General features: G+C 74.0%; 14 protein-coding genes. 2 read left to right on the forward strand and 12 right to left on the reverse strand.

Going from position 1 to position 12,615, the window contains the following annotated elements:
- Window positions 1–105: 105 nt before the first annotated feature.
- Window positions 106–1,203, forward strand: coding sequence for a DUF5667 domain-containing protein (locus AB0I60_RS08710; protein WP_360726987.1), 1,098 nt, complete (start codon window positions 106–108; stop codon window positions 1,201–1,203).
- A gap of 39 nt (window positions 1,204–1,242) precedes the next feature.
- Complete coding sequence (locus AB0I60_RS08715) at window positions 1,243–2,133, forward strand: HAD-IB family hydrolase (RefSeq protein ID WP_360726988.1); 891 nt, start codon at window positions 1,243–1,245, stop codon at window positions 2,131–2,133.
- A 14-nt stretch (window positions 2,134–2,147) separates the two neighbouring features.
- Here the strand turns inward: AB0I60_RS08715 and AB0I60_RS08720 are convergent, their stop codons facing one another.
- The 12 genes from AB0I60_RS08720 to AB0I60_RS08775 all read right to left on the reverse strand — a co-directional run bounded on the left by AB0I60_RS08720 (window position 2,148) and on the right by AB0I60_RS08775 (window position 12,602).
- A complete protein-coding gene (locus AB0I60_RS08720) occupies window positions 2,148–3,113 on the reverse strand; it encodes a lysophospholipid acyltransferase family protein (protein ID WP_360726990.1) in 966 nt (321 codons plus the stop codon).
- Window positions 3,114–3,133: 20 nt separating this feature from the next.
- Window positions 3,134–4,171 carry an NAD-dependent epimerase/dehydratase family protein gene (locus tag AB0I60_RS08725; RefSeq protein ID WP_360726992.1) on the reverse strand — a complete coding sequence of 346 codons (1,038 nt, stop codon included), beginning with the start codon at window positions 4,169–4,171 and terminating at the stop codon, window positions 3,134–3,136.
- Window positions 4,172–4,370: 199 nt separating this feature from the next.
- Window positions 4,371–4,472, reverse strand: coding sequence for an AURKAIP1/COX24 domain-containing protein (locus AB0I60_RS08730; RefSeq protein WP_015105422.1), 102 nt, complete (start codon window positions 4,470–4,472; stop codon window positions 4,371–4,373).
- 124 nt (window positions 4,473–4,596) lie between these two features.
- Window positions 4,597–4,806: a helix-turn-helix domain-containing protein gene (locus AB0I60_RS08735; RefSeq protein WP_015105423.1), complete on the reverse strand. Its 210-nt coding sequence runs from the start codon at window positions 4,804–4,806 to the stop codon at window positions 4,597–4,599.
- A 120-nt stretch (window positions 4,807–4,926) separates the two neighbouring features.
- Window positions 4,927–5,739, reverse strand: coding sequence for a pyrroline-5-carboxylate reductase (proC, locus tag AB0I60_RS08740; protein WP_360726994.1), 813 nt, complete (start codon window positions 5,737–5,739; stop codon window positions 4,927–4,929).
- A 50-nt stretch (window positions 5,740–5,789) separates the two neighbouring features.
- Window positions 5,790–6,596: a thioesterase family protein gene (locus AB0I60_RS08745; protein WP_360726995.1), complete on the reverse strand. Its 807-nt coding sequence runs from the start codon at window positions 6,594–6,596 to the stop codon at window positions 5,790–5,792.
- Window positions 6,597–6,604: 8 nt separating this feature from the next.
- Window positions 6,605–7,525: a proline dehydrogenase family protein gene (locus AB0I60_RS08750; protein WP_360726997.1), complete on the reverse strand. Its 921-nt coding sequence runs from the start codon at window positions 7,523–7,525 to the stop codon at window positions 6,605–6,607.
- Window positions 7,526–7,565: 40 nt separating this feature from the next.
- On the reverse strand, window positions 7,566–8,351 hold the full coding sequence (locus tag AB0I60_RS08755) for a sugar phosphate isomerase/epimerase family protein (protein ID WP_360726999.1): 786 nt from the start codon (window positions 8,349–8,351) through the stop codon (window positions 7,566–7,568).
- A complete protein-coding gene (locus AB0I60_RS08760) occupies window positions 8,348–9,682 on the reverse strand; it encodes a hypothetical protein (RefSeq protein ID WP_360727000.1) in 1,335 nt (444 codons plus the stop codon). The genes AB0I60_RS08755 and AB0I60_RS08760 overlap by 4 nt, the downstream gene beginning before the upstream one ends.
- Entirely contained in the window at window positions 9,682–10,704 is a 1,023-nt protein-coding gene (locus tag AB0I60_RS08765) for a Ppx/GppA phosphatase family protein (protein WP_360727002.1), read from the reverse strand. Before AB0I60_RS08765 ends, AB0I60_RS08760 begins: the two co-directional genes overlap by 1 nt.
- Window positions 10,705–10,731: 27 nt before the next feature.
- Complete coding sequence (locus tag AB0I60_RS08770) at window positions 10,732–11,412, reverse strand: response regulator transcription factor (RefSeq protein ID WP_184689154.1); 681 nt, start codon at window positions 11,410–11,412, stop codon at window positions 10,732–10,734.
- Window positions 11,409–12,602: an ATP-binding protein gene (locus AB0I60_RS08775; protein WP_360727005.1), complete on the reverse strand. Its 1,194-nt coding sequence runs from the start codon at window positions 12,600–12,602 to the stop codon at window positions 11,409–11,411. Before AB0I60_RS08775 ends, AB0I60_RS08770 begins: the two co-directional genes overlap by 4 nt.
- Window positions 12,603–12,615 lie beyond the last annotated feature (13 nt).

A 12,615-nucleotide genomic window follows, 5' to 3' on the forward strand; every position in this document is an offset into this window, starting at 1 on the left:
GCCACGATCGCGTGGTCGTGGGACGCGCCGGGCGGACCCGCGTAACCCCGGCACCCGCGGGTTCGTTACTCGGGGCAGGAACTCATCACGAGTCGGTGCGGGACGGTGGGCAGAGGGATCACGCCACTAGGGCGTCACAGGCAGCGCGAGCAGTTCGCCCGCGCCGTCGAAGCGCTGCCCGGGGAAACCGACCCGGCCTTCGCCGACGAGCTGGCGGTCGTCGCGCTGCTGCGGGAAGCCGCAGCGACGAGCGGCCCCGACGAGGCGGCCCGGGCCCGGATGCGGGAGCGCGTGCTCGCCGCCGCCCCGGCGCCCGCCCCGGTCACCGGGATCGAGCGCCGGCGTCCCCGCAGCGGGGCGCGGGGTCGATTAGCGGTCGCCCTCGCCGCCGCGCTGTGCCTGGTGTTCTCGCTGGCCGGGATGAGCCTGCTGCTGTCCCGCGACGCGCTGCCCGGCGACGCGCTCTACGGCGTCAAGCGCACCGCCGAGTCGGCCTCGCTGGGCCTGACCTTCGACGAGGAGTCCAAGGGGTACAAGCGCCTGGAGTTCGCCTCGGCCCGGGTCTCCGAGCTGGAGACCATGGTCGACCGCTACCGCGACTCCGGCGGCGGCCCGCTCGGCGGCTACCTCACCGCGCTCACCGACTTCGACGCCGACGCCTCGGCCGGGTCCCGCGTGCTGGCCGCGCACATCGACGCCGACGGGCGGGTGCTCGGCCCGCTGCGCGAGTGGGCCGCGTCCCAGGCGACCCGCCTGGGCGACCTCCGCGACCGCCTGCCCGCCGGGGCGACCGCGCGCGCCACCACGTCCCTGGACCTGCTGGGCCGCATCGCGCAGCGGGCCGCCGACCTGTCCGCGCGCGCCCGCTGCGCGGCCGTGACCACCGGCCAGGCCGACGAGGTCGGCCCGGTGCCCGCGACCGGCGAGTGCGTCGCGGACGCGCCGGTCACGCCCGGCGCGTCCGCGACGCAGCCGCCCGCGACGTCGGTCGCGGTGACCCCGCCGGCACCCGCCGGCGACCCGACCGCCACGTCCGCCCCCGTGCCGCCCGCGCCTCCCGCACCACCGCCCGCAGCCGGCACCACGCCCGCGACCAGCAACCCCGGCCTGCCGCTGCCGTCGGTCTCGGTGAGCGTGCAGCCGCCCGTCCAGCTCCCGTCCCTGCCCATCACGCTGCCGCCGCTGCCCGGTCTCACCGGCTGATCGCTACCCTGTCCCCATCGGACGCTGGGAGGCGCTGACGTGGTGAGAAGGCGTGTGGTGGAGGGCTCGGCCGAGCGGGAGAGGCTCGCTGCACTGGCCGGTGAGGCATCGGCCGACGCCGCGCTGGCCTCCGTGCCCGCTCCGGGTGCCGACTCCCCCACCGACCTGACCGCCGCCGCGTTCTTCGACGTCGACAACACGATGATGATGGGCGCGTCGATCTTCCACTTCGCGCGCGGCCTGGCCGCTCGCAAGTACTTCAAGAACTCGGACCTGGCCGGGTTCGCCTGGCAGCAGATCAAGTTCCGGGTCGGCGGGCGCGAGGACCCGCAGAGCGTGCAGGCGTCCCGCGAGCAGGCGCTGTCGTTCGTGGCGGGCCGGTCGGTGGCCGAGCTGGTCAACCTCGGCGAGGAGATCTACGACGAGCTGATGGCCGACCGGATCTGGGCCGGCACCCAGGCGCTGGCCCGGATGCACCTCGACGCCGGCCAGCGGGTGTGGCTGGTCACCGCCACCCCGGTGGAGCTGGCCCAGATCATCGCCCGCAGGCTCGGCCTGACCGGCGCGCTGGGCACCGTGTCGGAGAGCGAGGACGGCATCTACACCGGCAAGCTGGTCGGCGACCTGCTGCACGGCCGGGCGAAGGCGCACGCGGTGCGCTCGCTGGCCGCGAAGGAGGGCCTGGACCTGCGCCGGTGCACGGCGTACTCGGACTCGGTCAACGACGTGCCGATGCTGTCCGTGGTCGGCACGGCGGTCGCGGTCAACCCCGACTCCGGCCTGCGCGACACCGCCCGCAAGCGCGGTTGGGAGATCCGCGACTTCCGGACGGGCCGCAAGGCCGCCAAGATCGGCGTGCCGTCCGTCCTGGGCGCCGGCGCCCTGGCGGGGGCCATCGCCGCGGGCCTGGCCTACCGCCGCCGGGGCTGAGCCCGCGCGGCCGGTCAGCCCAGGAAGACGTTGCGGCGCTGGGTGAGCAGGCGGTAGAGGGTCTGCTGGATGGTCTCGCGGACCTGGTCGGTCAGGTTGAACACCAGCATCGGGTCGTCGGCGGCGTGCTCGCCGTGCCCGTCGGTCCGGATCGGCTCGCCGAACTCGATGTACCACTTCGACGGCAGCGGGATCGCGCCCAGCGGGCCGAGCAGCGGGAACAGCGGTGTGACCGGGAAGTAGGGCAGGCCGAACAGCCTGGCCAGCGCCTTGACGTCGCCGATCTTCGGGTAGATCTCCTCCGCGCCCACGATCGAGCACGGGATGATCGGCACCCCGGTGTGCAGCGCCGCCGAGACGAACCCGCCCCGGCCGAACCGCTGGAGCTTGTACCGGTCCTTGAACGGCTTCCCGATGCCCTTGAAGCCCTCCGGCCACACGCCCACCAGCTCGCCCGAGCGCAGCAGCCGCTCGGCGTCCGGGGTGCAGGCCAGGGTCTGGCCGGACTTGCGGGCCAGCGCGCCCAGCACCGGGGTCTTGAACACCAGGTCCGCGCCGAGCATCCGCAGGTGCCGGTGGGCCGGGTGGTCGGCGCGCACCGCGTACGCCGTCATGGTCGCGTCCAGCGGCAGCGTGCCGGAGTGGTTCGCCACGATCAGCGCACCGCCCTCGGCGGGCACGTTGTGCAGCCCGATGGCCTCAACCCGGAACCACTTCTCGTACAGCGGCTTCAGCGGCGGCAGCAGGACGTTGTCGGTCAGGTCCGGGTCGAAGCCGAACTCGTCGACCTCGTAGTCGCCGCGCAGCCGGCGGCGGGCGAACGCGAGCAGGTCGGCCAGCCTGCGCTCCCAGTCCGACGCCCCGGTCGGCGGCGCGTCGCCCCCCGACCCGTCGGCCGACGGCGCGGTGGCGTCCGGGTGGCGTCGGCGGGAGCCGTCCCGGTCGGGGCTGTGCAGCGGGATGACCCGGGCCTCTGCCACGTCCACCTCCTCGGCGGGGTTCACCGGAACCGGGCCGCCGCGTCGAGCACACCGCGCTCGACCGACGCCACCAGGTCGGGGTCGATCACCGGCCGCATACCCCGGCCGCTCACGTAGTCGTCGAACGCCTGCTGCGTGGTCCACCTCGGGGTGAAGCCGAACTCGTGCCGCAGTGAACCGGTGTCCACCACGCGGCCCCAGTTCAGGAACCGCATCTGGTCGGGCGAGAAGTCGACCAGCCGGGCGCTGCGGAACAGCCGCCCCACGGTCGGCACCGCGCCGCTGGGCACCGGGAGCGGCAGCCTGCCCGCCCGCCGGATCGCCTGCGACAACAGCAGTACCCCGTCGCCGCCGACGTTGAACACGCCGGGCAGGTCGTGCAGCGCGGCGCGCTCCAGCACGGCCAGCGCGTCCTCCGAGTGCAGCAGTTGCACGCGCGCGTCGTAGCCCAGCACGGTCGGCACCACCGGCAGGGCGAAGTACCTGGTCAGCACGGTGTCGATGCGCGGGCCGATGAAGTTGGTGAACCGCAGCGTGGTGACGTCCACGTCGGGCCGGCGGCGGGTGAACCCGCGCACGTACCCCTCGACCTCGACGGCGTCCTTCGCGTAGCCGCTGGAGGGCAGGTCCTTGGGGCCCATGTCCTCGGTGAACACCGCCGGGTCGCGCGAGGACGAGCCGTAGACCGCGCTGGTCGACTTCACCACGAGCTTGCGCACGTGCGGCGACTTCTGGCACGCCGCCAGCAGCTGCATGGTGCCGATGACGTTCATCTCCTTCATCGCCGTGCGCCCGGCCGGGCCGGCCGGGTTGGCGGTCACCGAGGCGTGCACGACGGTGTCGACGTGCGCGGTGGCGATGACCTTGGCGATGAGCGGGTTGCGGATGTCGGCGCGGACGAACTCGGCCCGGCCCATCCGGCGCAGCAGGTCGCGCGGCGGCGGTTCGGTGTCCACGCCGAGCACCCGGTCGACGTCGGGGTCGGCGGCGAACCGCGCGGCGAGGTGGCCGCCGAGGAAGCGGCTGCAACCGGTGACGAGTACGACCTTGGGGGCCATGCGACTCCGTGCGTGGGTGCGGTGCGACGACGTGGATGCTACCCACGAAATCAGGAACCCGATCGTTCCACGACCGGACCCCGGACGCAGGTCACCGCGCCGTTCACCCGGACGGCCGCGCGCACGGGCCCGGTGCGACCCCGGAGAAGGCACGGTGCCGACCCCCGCGGACGGGGGTCGGCACCGGAAACCCGTTGGCCTACTTGCCGCGCTTGCGACGCTGGACGCGGGTCTTGCGCAGCAGCTTGCGGTGCTTCTTCTTCGACATGCGCTTGCGGCGCTTCTTGATGACCGAGCCCATGCGGGTCCCTCACTCACTAGACGATTGCGGGTGCTCCACGCGCCGATGAGGCACCCGTCAGGTTGGGCACGCCGACACCAGGCACGAACGGCCTGTGAGTTTACCCGGGTGCCGGCGCGCGCCCTCACCCGGCGTCGAAGTAGGCGTTCCTCAGGTACTCGTGCACCGCCTTCTCGGGCACCCGGAACGACTTGCCCACGCGCACCGCGGTGAGCTCGCCCGAGTGCACCAGCCGGTACACCGTCATCTTCGACACCCGCATCACCAGCGCCACCTCGGCGACGGTCAGGAACTTGACCTGGACCAGGGGCGCTCGATCGTTGTCCTCCGGCATGGTTCACCGTGTCCTTCGACACGCGTCGTGCCGTCGGCTTCCCCACCGACGGTTCGACACGCACGTGCTCCCCTGAGGGTAACGGGACACCTGGGGCTGGTGCGACGGCCAATGGCGGTATCAGTCCGCCTGGTGGGCCTGCCCCAGCTCCACCGAACGGTCGCGGGCCGCCTCGATCGCCGCGAGCAGGGCCGCCCGGACGCCGTGCCGCTCCAGCTCGCGGATGGCCATGATGGTGGTGCCGGCCGGCGAGGTGACCGCCTCGCGCAGGATCACCGGGTGCTGGTCGTTGCGGTTGAGCATCTGGGCCGCGCCGACCGCCGACTGGACGATCAGGGTGGCGGCCAGCTCGCGCGGGATGCCCAGCAGGATGCCCGCGTCGATCATGGCCTCGACCAGGTAGAAGAAGTAGGCGGGCCCCGAGCCGGACAGCGCGGTGACGGCGTCCTGCTGGTTCTCCGGGACGCGCGCCACCTTGCCGACCGCGCCGAGCAGGTCCTCCACCAGGTCGAGGTGCCCGGCGCCGGCGAACCGCCCGGCGGAAATGGCGCTCATCGCCTCGCCGACCAGCATCGGGGTGTTCGGCATGACCCGGACCACGGGCGTGCCCTCGGGCAGCCGGCGCTCGTAGAGCGAGGTGGGCAGGCCCGCGCACAGCGACACGACGAGCGCGCCGGGACGCAGCACGGGCGCGAGCTCGTCGAGCAGCGGCTCGATGTCCTGCGGCTTGACCGCAACCACCAGCACGTCGGCCACCTGGGCGGCCGACGCCACGTCCATCCCCTTCACCCCGTACCGCTCGGTGAGCGCTGCGGAGCGCTCCGGGTGCTTCTCGGTGAACACCAGCTCGTCGGCCGGCCGCCCGCCCCGCAGCAGGCCGGACAGCAGCGCCTCACCGATCTTCCCCGCCCCGAGCACCGCGATCGTCGTCATGCGCCAAGCCTGCCACGGCTGCGCCGTTCGGCCGACGCCACCCGGCGGGCTCAGCCGGCGGGCGTGAGCGCGAGCTGCCGGGCCTGGCAGACCAGGCGGCCGGTCGAGTCGATCACCACGGCGTCCTCGTCGAACCACTGGCCGTGCACCGCGCTGCACGACACCCGCACCCGCAGCCAGCCCGACGCCGGCGCGGCCCGCAGCAGGGCGGTGAGCTGCACCGTCGGCGACCACCCGAAACGGCCCAGGTTGAACGTCACCGGCATCGAGATGTCGCCCGCGACCAGCGCGAAGTACGGGTCCGGGCGCTCCCCGGACGGCCGCGCCCACAGGGTCAGCACCAGCGGGTCGCCCGAGCGCCCGGTCAGGAAGCCCGCACCCTCCTTGTCCAGCCGCACGTCGCACACCGAGCCGAGCTTGTAGACCCCGCCGGGCCCCAGCGAAGCCAGGTCGACGGCGTCGGCGGGCGGCACCGCCGCCACGTCCGGCAGGTCCGCGTAGTCCGGCGGCTGCGCCGGGAGGCGGCCCACCGTCACGGTCGACTCGACGCACGGCCGCCCGCGCTGCTCCAGCGAGGACGTCACGACGGTCGCCGTCCGCCCGGCCTTGCGGACCTCGGTGCGCAGCAGCACCGGGCCGACCTCAGGCGCGCGCAGGAACTGGGCGCTGACCGCGAGCGGGGACAGCTCCTCCGTGCCGGGCATCGCGCCGCCGGCCGCGTGCACGGCCGCCCGCGCCGCGAGGGCGAGCAGGAACCCGCCGTGCGGCTTGGGGCCGATGGTCCACTCGGCGGGCAGGGTCGCGGTGTACGTGCCGTCGCCGAGCGGGCGGACGGCACTGGCTACCGAGAACGACACGGGGCTCCTCACGAGCGGCTGATCAGCGAACGCAGGAAGAACGCCACATTGGCCGGGCGTTCGGCCAGCCTCCGCATCAGGTACCCGTACCACTGCTCCCCGAAGGGCACGTAGACCCGCACCACGTGGCCCTCCGCCGCCAGCCGCGCCTGCTCGGCGGGGCGGATGCCGTACAGCATCTGGTACTCGAACGAGCCGGGCGCGCGGTCGTGCCACCGGGCCCGCTCGGCGACGATCTCCACCAGCCTCGGGTCGTGCGTGGCGAACATCGGGTAGCCGTCGCCGGCCAGCAGGGCGTTCGCGCAGCGCACGTAGTTCAGGTCCACCTCGTGCGGGTCGTCGAACGCCACGGAGGCGGGTTCGGCGTACGCGCCCTTGCACAGCCGCACCCGCGCGCCCGCCAGGGCGTGGCAGTCCTCCAGGGTCCGCCGCAGGTACGTCTGGAGCACCGCGCCGGTGGACGGCCAGTACCGGCGCAGCTCGGCCAGCACCCGCAGGGTGGAGTCGGTGGTGGTGTGGTCCTCCATGTCGAGGGTCACCGTGGTGCCCGCCTGGCCCGCCGCCGCGCAGATCCGCGATGCGTTGTCCAGCGCCAGCCGCTCGTCCAGGGCCTGGCCGACGGCGGACAGCTTCACGCTCACCTCGGCGTCGTCGGACAGCCCGGTCTCGTGCAGCTGGTCCAGCAGCGCCAGGTAGGACTGCACGGTCCGCTCGGCGACCGCCCGGTCGGAGGTGTCCTCGCCGAGGTAGTCCAGGGTGACGCGGAGGCCGTGCTCGACCAGGTCGGCGGTCGCGTCGACGGCCGTGGCGACCGTCTCGCCGGCCACGAACCGGCGCACCACGTCCCGGCTGACCGGAGCGGTCGCCACGACCCGCCGCACCGCGTCGTTGCCCGCGGCGGCGAGGATCGTCGTGCGCAACGGATTCACGATCAAGACCCTAGTCGGTGCCCGGCGGGAAAGCAGCGGGTCAGAGGTGCAGGCGGGCGAACAGCAGCGACTCGGCGAGCAGTTCGCGGCGCTCGGCGGCTGTCCGCGCTTTGCGGGTGTTGACCTCCAGCACGACCTGTCCGGAGAAGCCCGAACGGACCAGCCACCCGCACAGTTCGGCGCAGGGCTCGCTGCCCCGTCCGGGGATGAGGTGCTCGTCCTTCGGCAGGCCGGTCCCGTCGGCCAGGTGGACGTGCGAGAGCCCGTCGCCCATCCGCTTGGCGAGTTCCATCGTGTCCACGTGGGCGGCCGAGGCGTGGGACACGTCGAGCGTGTAGTTGCGGTGGCCGACGTCGGTCGGGTCGGTGGACGGCCGGAACGCCGTCACCTGGACCGACCGGCCACGGCCGAGGGGGCGGCGGACCGGGAACATGTTCTCCACGGCGACCGCGACGCCGGACCCGTCCTCCAGCTCGGCGACCAGGTCGGCGAAGCCGTCGGCGTACCGGCGCTGCCAGACGAACGGCGGGTGCACCACGACGGTGCGCGCGCCCAGGTCCTGGGCGGCCCGGACGCTGCGGCGCAGCCGCTCGGCCGGGTCGGGCGACCACACCCGCTGGCTGATCAGCAGGCACGGCGCGTGCACCGCGAGCACCGGCACGCCGGTCGCCCCGGACAGCCGGCGCACGGCGCCCACGTCCTGGCTGACCGGGTCGGCCCACACCATGACCTCGACCCCGTCGTAGCCGAGGTCGGCGGCGGCCCGGAACGCCGCGCCGGCGGGTTGCGGCCACACGGCCGCGGTGGACAGCCCTACCGGGATCAAGACTTCACCAGCAGCATCGCCGCTGGTGACACCGTCACGATCAGGCCGACCAGCACGGCGAGGACGGTGGTCTGCAAATCGTCGGCGCGGCGGATCTTGCGGACCAGCATGACCAGCCCGACGGTCACCGCCAGCGCGACCACCAGGGCGGCCGGCGCGAGCGTGCGCCACAGGAAGCTGAAGCCCAGCCACAGAGCCGCGCCGCCGACCACGCCGATCGCCAGCTGGCCGATCATCAGCGCCCACTCCTTGCCGGGCGACCGCTCGACGGGCTCCTCCGGGTCGGCGTCCACGCCGTCGAGGCCGGCGGGCTCGTCGTCGAAGTCGGGCAGGTCGGCGCGGTCCCGGTCGGCGCGGTCCCGGTCCGGGCGGTGGTCGTCGTCCTCGTCGTCGTCCTCGTCCAGGTCGACGTACGGGTGGAACTGGGTGCTCTCCGGCTCGGCCGGGCGCTCCTCCTCGTCGTCGCCGAACCAGTCCTCGGCGGACTGGTCGGGCAGCGGGTCGGGCAGCGCGGCCGGCGCGGGCGGCACGATCAGCACCGACTCGGTGGGCAGCGACTCCAGCGGCACGTTCGGCGTGAGCTTGTCCGAGATGCGCGGGAGCACCTCGGTGACCGGGTCGCGGACCGGCGGGCCGGGACGGACCAGGTTGGACCGGGACACCTCGGGTTTCGGCGGTTGGCCGGGGCCGGTCGGGACGTTCGGCTTCGGGTGGTCGGACCGGGACGGCTCGCCCGTGAAGTCGTAGTCGTCCGGGAAGTCGTCGGTGATCGGCGGGACCTGCCGGGTCTCCTCGGCCGCGCTGGGCGCGGGCGGCGCGGCCCGGCGGCCGGCCGGCGGGTCGAGGCGGGCGCGCGGGTCCGGGCGGACCGGCGGCTCGGCGCGGCCGGGCGGGGGCGGCGGCACGTCGGGGCGCGCGGCGGGCGGCTCGGGGCGGACCGGGGCCTGCGGCGGCTCCGGTCGCACGGGCTGCTGGTAGGCGGTGCGCTCGGCCTCGACGGACCGGGCGCGCGACGGCGGCGGCCCGACGGCACCCGGCGGCGGACCGGCCGGCGGCGCGGCGGGGTGGGGCGCGGCGGGGTGGGGCGCGGGCGGGACCGGCGCGGCCTGGGGTGCGCCCGGCGGTGGCGCGGCGGGCTCGTCGCGGATCGGCAGCAGCCGGCCGCTGTCGGAGTTGACCCGGTCGATGATCGCCTGCGGAGCGGTGTCCGAGGCGTCCTCGGCACGACGGCGTCGGCGACGCGGCGACACCTCGCCGGAGCCCGCGCCGTACTGGGCGAGCAACTCCGCGACCGTGCGCTGGGTCTGCTCGGACTCGCTCTCTCGACTCATCAACTCCACCGTGCCCCGTGGCGGCCAGTCCGTCCAGTGTCACCCGGCCGACGGGTGCGGGCCGGGGGTGACTCCCGCGCCGCGCCGTCGTCCGGGCCGTTAGTGTGGTCCAGCCGACGCAGGATGACACCTTCCCGCAGCGCCCACGGGCAGATCTCCAGCTCTCCGAGTGACAGGGCTCGCATGGTGGCCTCCGCCACCAGCGCCCCCGCGACGAGCTGGTGCGCCCGGCTCGGGCTGACGCCCTCCAGCTCGGCCAGGTCGTGGGCCGACATGCGCGAGATGAACGAGGTGAGCTGCCGCAGCCCGGCCTGGGTGAGCACCCGCCGCGCCCTCGGCCCGGCCGAGGACGGGGCGGCCCCGGTCAGCCGGGCCAGCGTGCGGAACGTCTTGGACGTCGCGACCACCCGGTCGGGCGACCCGGAGCGGCGGAGCTTCTTGGCCACCGGGGCGAGCTGGTCGTCCAGCCACTCCGTGGTGTCGCGGACCTCCGCGCGGCTCGGCGGGTCGTGCCGGAACCGGGTCCGGGTCAGCCGGCCCGCGCCCAGCGGGACCGAGAACGCCTCCTCGGGCTCCTCGTCCACGCCGACCGCCAGCTCCAGCGAGCCGCCGCCGATGTCCAGGCAGAGCAGCCGCCCGGCCGACCACCCGTACCAGCGGCGCACCGCCAGGAACGTGTAGCGGGCCTCGTCCTCGCCGGAGAGGACCTTGAGGTCCACGCCGGTCTCGCCGCGGACCCGGTCGAGCACCTCGGCCGAGTTGCCCGCCTCGCGCACGGCGGACGTGGCGAAGGCCAACAGGTCCTCGCAGCCCAGCCGGGCGGCGGAGGACTTGGTGGCCGCGACCGTCCGGACCAGCTGGTCCGCACCCGACTTGGTGAGCAGCCCGTCGTCGTCGAGCTGCTCGGCGAGCCGCAGCACGGACTTCTCCGAACTCATCGGCGTCGGGTGGGCACCCCGATGAGCGTCCACCACCAAGAGGTGGACGGTGTTCGACCCGACATCAAGCACCCCTAGGCGCACGGCGTGCACCGTACCCGGTCGGCGGGGTCAGGACTCGAACTTGTAGCCCAGTCCGCGCACGGTCACCAGGTGGCGCGGGGCCGACGGGTCGGGCTCGATCTTCGACCGCAGGCGCTTGACGTGCACGTCCAGGGTTTTCGTGTCGCCGACGTAGTCCGCGCCCCACACCCGGTCGATGAGCTGCCCCCGGGTGAGCACCCGGCCGACGTTGCGCAGCAGGTACTCCAGCAGGTCGAACTCCTTCAGCGGCAGGTTGACCTCGCCGCCGTCGACCGTGACGACGTGCCGCTCGACGTCCATCCGCACCGGTCCCGCCTCCAGGACCTGCGGCAACAGCTCTTCGGACTCGCCGCCCCGGCGCAGCACGGCGCGGATGCGGGCGATCAGCTCGCGGGCCGAGTAGGGCTTGGTGACGTAGTCGTCGGCACCCAGTTCGAGGCCCACCACCTTGTCGATCTCGCTGTCCCGGGCAGTGACCATGATCACTGGCACGGCCGAGCGGGCGCGCAGCTGCTTGCACACGTCGGTGCCGCTCATGCCGGGCAGCATGAGGTCGAGCAGCACGATGTCCGCACCGTTGCGGTCGAACTCCTCCAGCGCCTCCTGGCCGGTGGCCGCGAGCGCAGCGGTGAAGCCCTCCTTGCGCAGCAGGAAGGCGAGCGGATCGGCGAAGGACTCCTCGTCCTCCACGATGAGCACCCTGGTCACAGCTCTCCTCCGGGTCTGCCCGCGCTGGTCGGCACGGGTAGTGCGAGTTCGGGTCCGGGCAGGTCGGCCGTGCGCTCGTCCCGGTCGGGGTGCGCCGGGACGCGCAGGGTGAACGTGGAGCCGGTGCCCGGGAGGCTCCACAGCTTGACCTCGCCGCCGTGGTTGGCGGCCACGTGCTTGACGATGGCGAGCCCGAGGCCGGTGCCCCCGGTGGCCCGCGAGCGGGCCTTGTCGACGCGGTAGAACCGCTCGAACACGCGGGCCTGCTGGTCCTCGGCGATGCCGATCCCCCGGTCGGTCACCGCGATCTCCACGAAGCCCGCGACCAGCCGCCTGCTCACCGACACCGGGCTGCCCGGCGGGGAGTAGGCGACCGCGTTGTCCAGCAGGTTGCTCAGCGCGGTGACCAGCAGGGTCCGGTCGCCCTCGACCTCCAGCCCGCTGGGGTCGTCGGTGGTGATGGCGATGCCGGCCGACTCGGCGGCCAGCTTGGAGCGGCTCATCGCCTCGTCGACGACCACGTCGACGCCCACCCGGTTGAGCTCGGGCAGCTTCTCCGCGCCCTGGAGCCGGGACAGCGCGATCAGCTCGGTGACCAGGGTGCCCAGGCGGGTGGCCTCCTGCATGATCTTGGCGCTGAACCGGCGGACCTCCTCCTGGTCGTCCGCGCCGTCGAGCACGGCCTCGGCGAGCAGCGCGAGCGCGCCCACCGGGGTCTTGAGCTCGTGGCTGACGTTGGCGACGAAGTCGCGCCGGGTGGCCTCCAGGCGGACCGCCTCGGACTCGTCCGAGGCGTCCACCACGACGAAGCCGTCGGTGATCACCTTGACCTGGGCGTGCACCGCCTCCGGCTGGCGGCCCTTGACCTCCAGCGAGGACAGGTCGACGCCGACCACCTCGCCGGTCTCGCGGGCGAGTTCCGCCGCGCGCCGGGCGCGGTCGTCCACCCGGTTGTTGCGGACCACGCCGAGTTCCTCGGCGCGGGGGTTGTGCAGCACGACGTCCCCGAAGGCGTTGAGGACGACGATGCCGTCGTGGGAGGACTGGACGACCATCCCCATCAGGTCGGCGACGGTGAGGCCGGCGGGCCGTTCGCCGCGCTTGCGGGCGGTGGCCCGCCCCGCGAGAAAGGCCGCGCCGCCGATCAGCAGAACGCCGATCGACAGGACGAGGTAACCCGTTGCGGTCACGGACGCATCGTAA

Origin of the sequence: Actinosynnema sp. NPDC050436 (assembly GCF_040655415.1) — a bacterium.
In the GTDB taxonomy this organism is placed as follows: domain Bacteria; phylum Actinomycetota; class Actinomycetes; order Mycobacteriales; family Pseudonocardiaceae; genus Actinosynnema.

Excerpts from the sequence above, each read along its gene's own strand:
- AB0I60_RS08725 (WP_360726992.1), bottom strand. The coding sequence starts at position 4,171 with ATGGCCCCCAAGGTCGTACTCGTCACCGGTTGCAGCCGCTTCCTCGGC.
- AB0I60_RS08730 (WP_015105422.1), bottom strand. The coding sequence starts at position 4,472 with ATGGGCTCGGTCATCAAGAAGCGCCGCAAGCGCATGTCGAAGAAGAAG.
- AB0I60_RS08735 (WP_015105423.1), bottom strand. The coding sequence starts at position 4,806 with ATGCCGGAGGACAACGATCGAGCGCCCCTGGTCCAGGTCAAGTTCCTG.
- proC (WP_360726994.1), bottom strand. The coding sequence starts at position 5,739 with ATGACGACGATCGCGGTGCTCGGGGCGGGGAAGATCGGTGAGGCGCTG.
- AB0I60_RS08760 (WP_360727000.1), bottom strand. The coding sequence starts at position 9,682 with ATGAGTCGAGAGAGCGAGTCCGAGCAGACCCAGCGCACGGTCGCGGAG.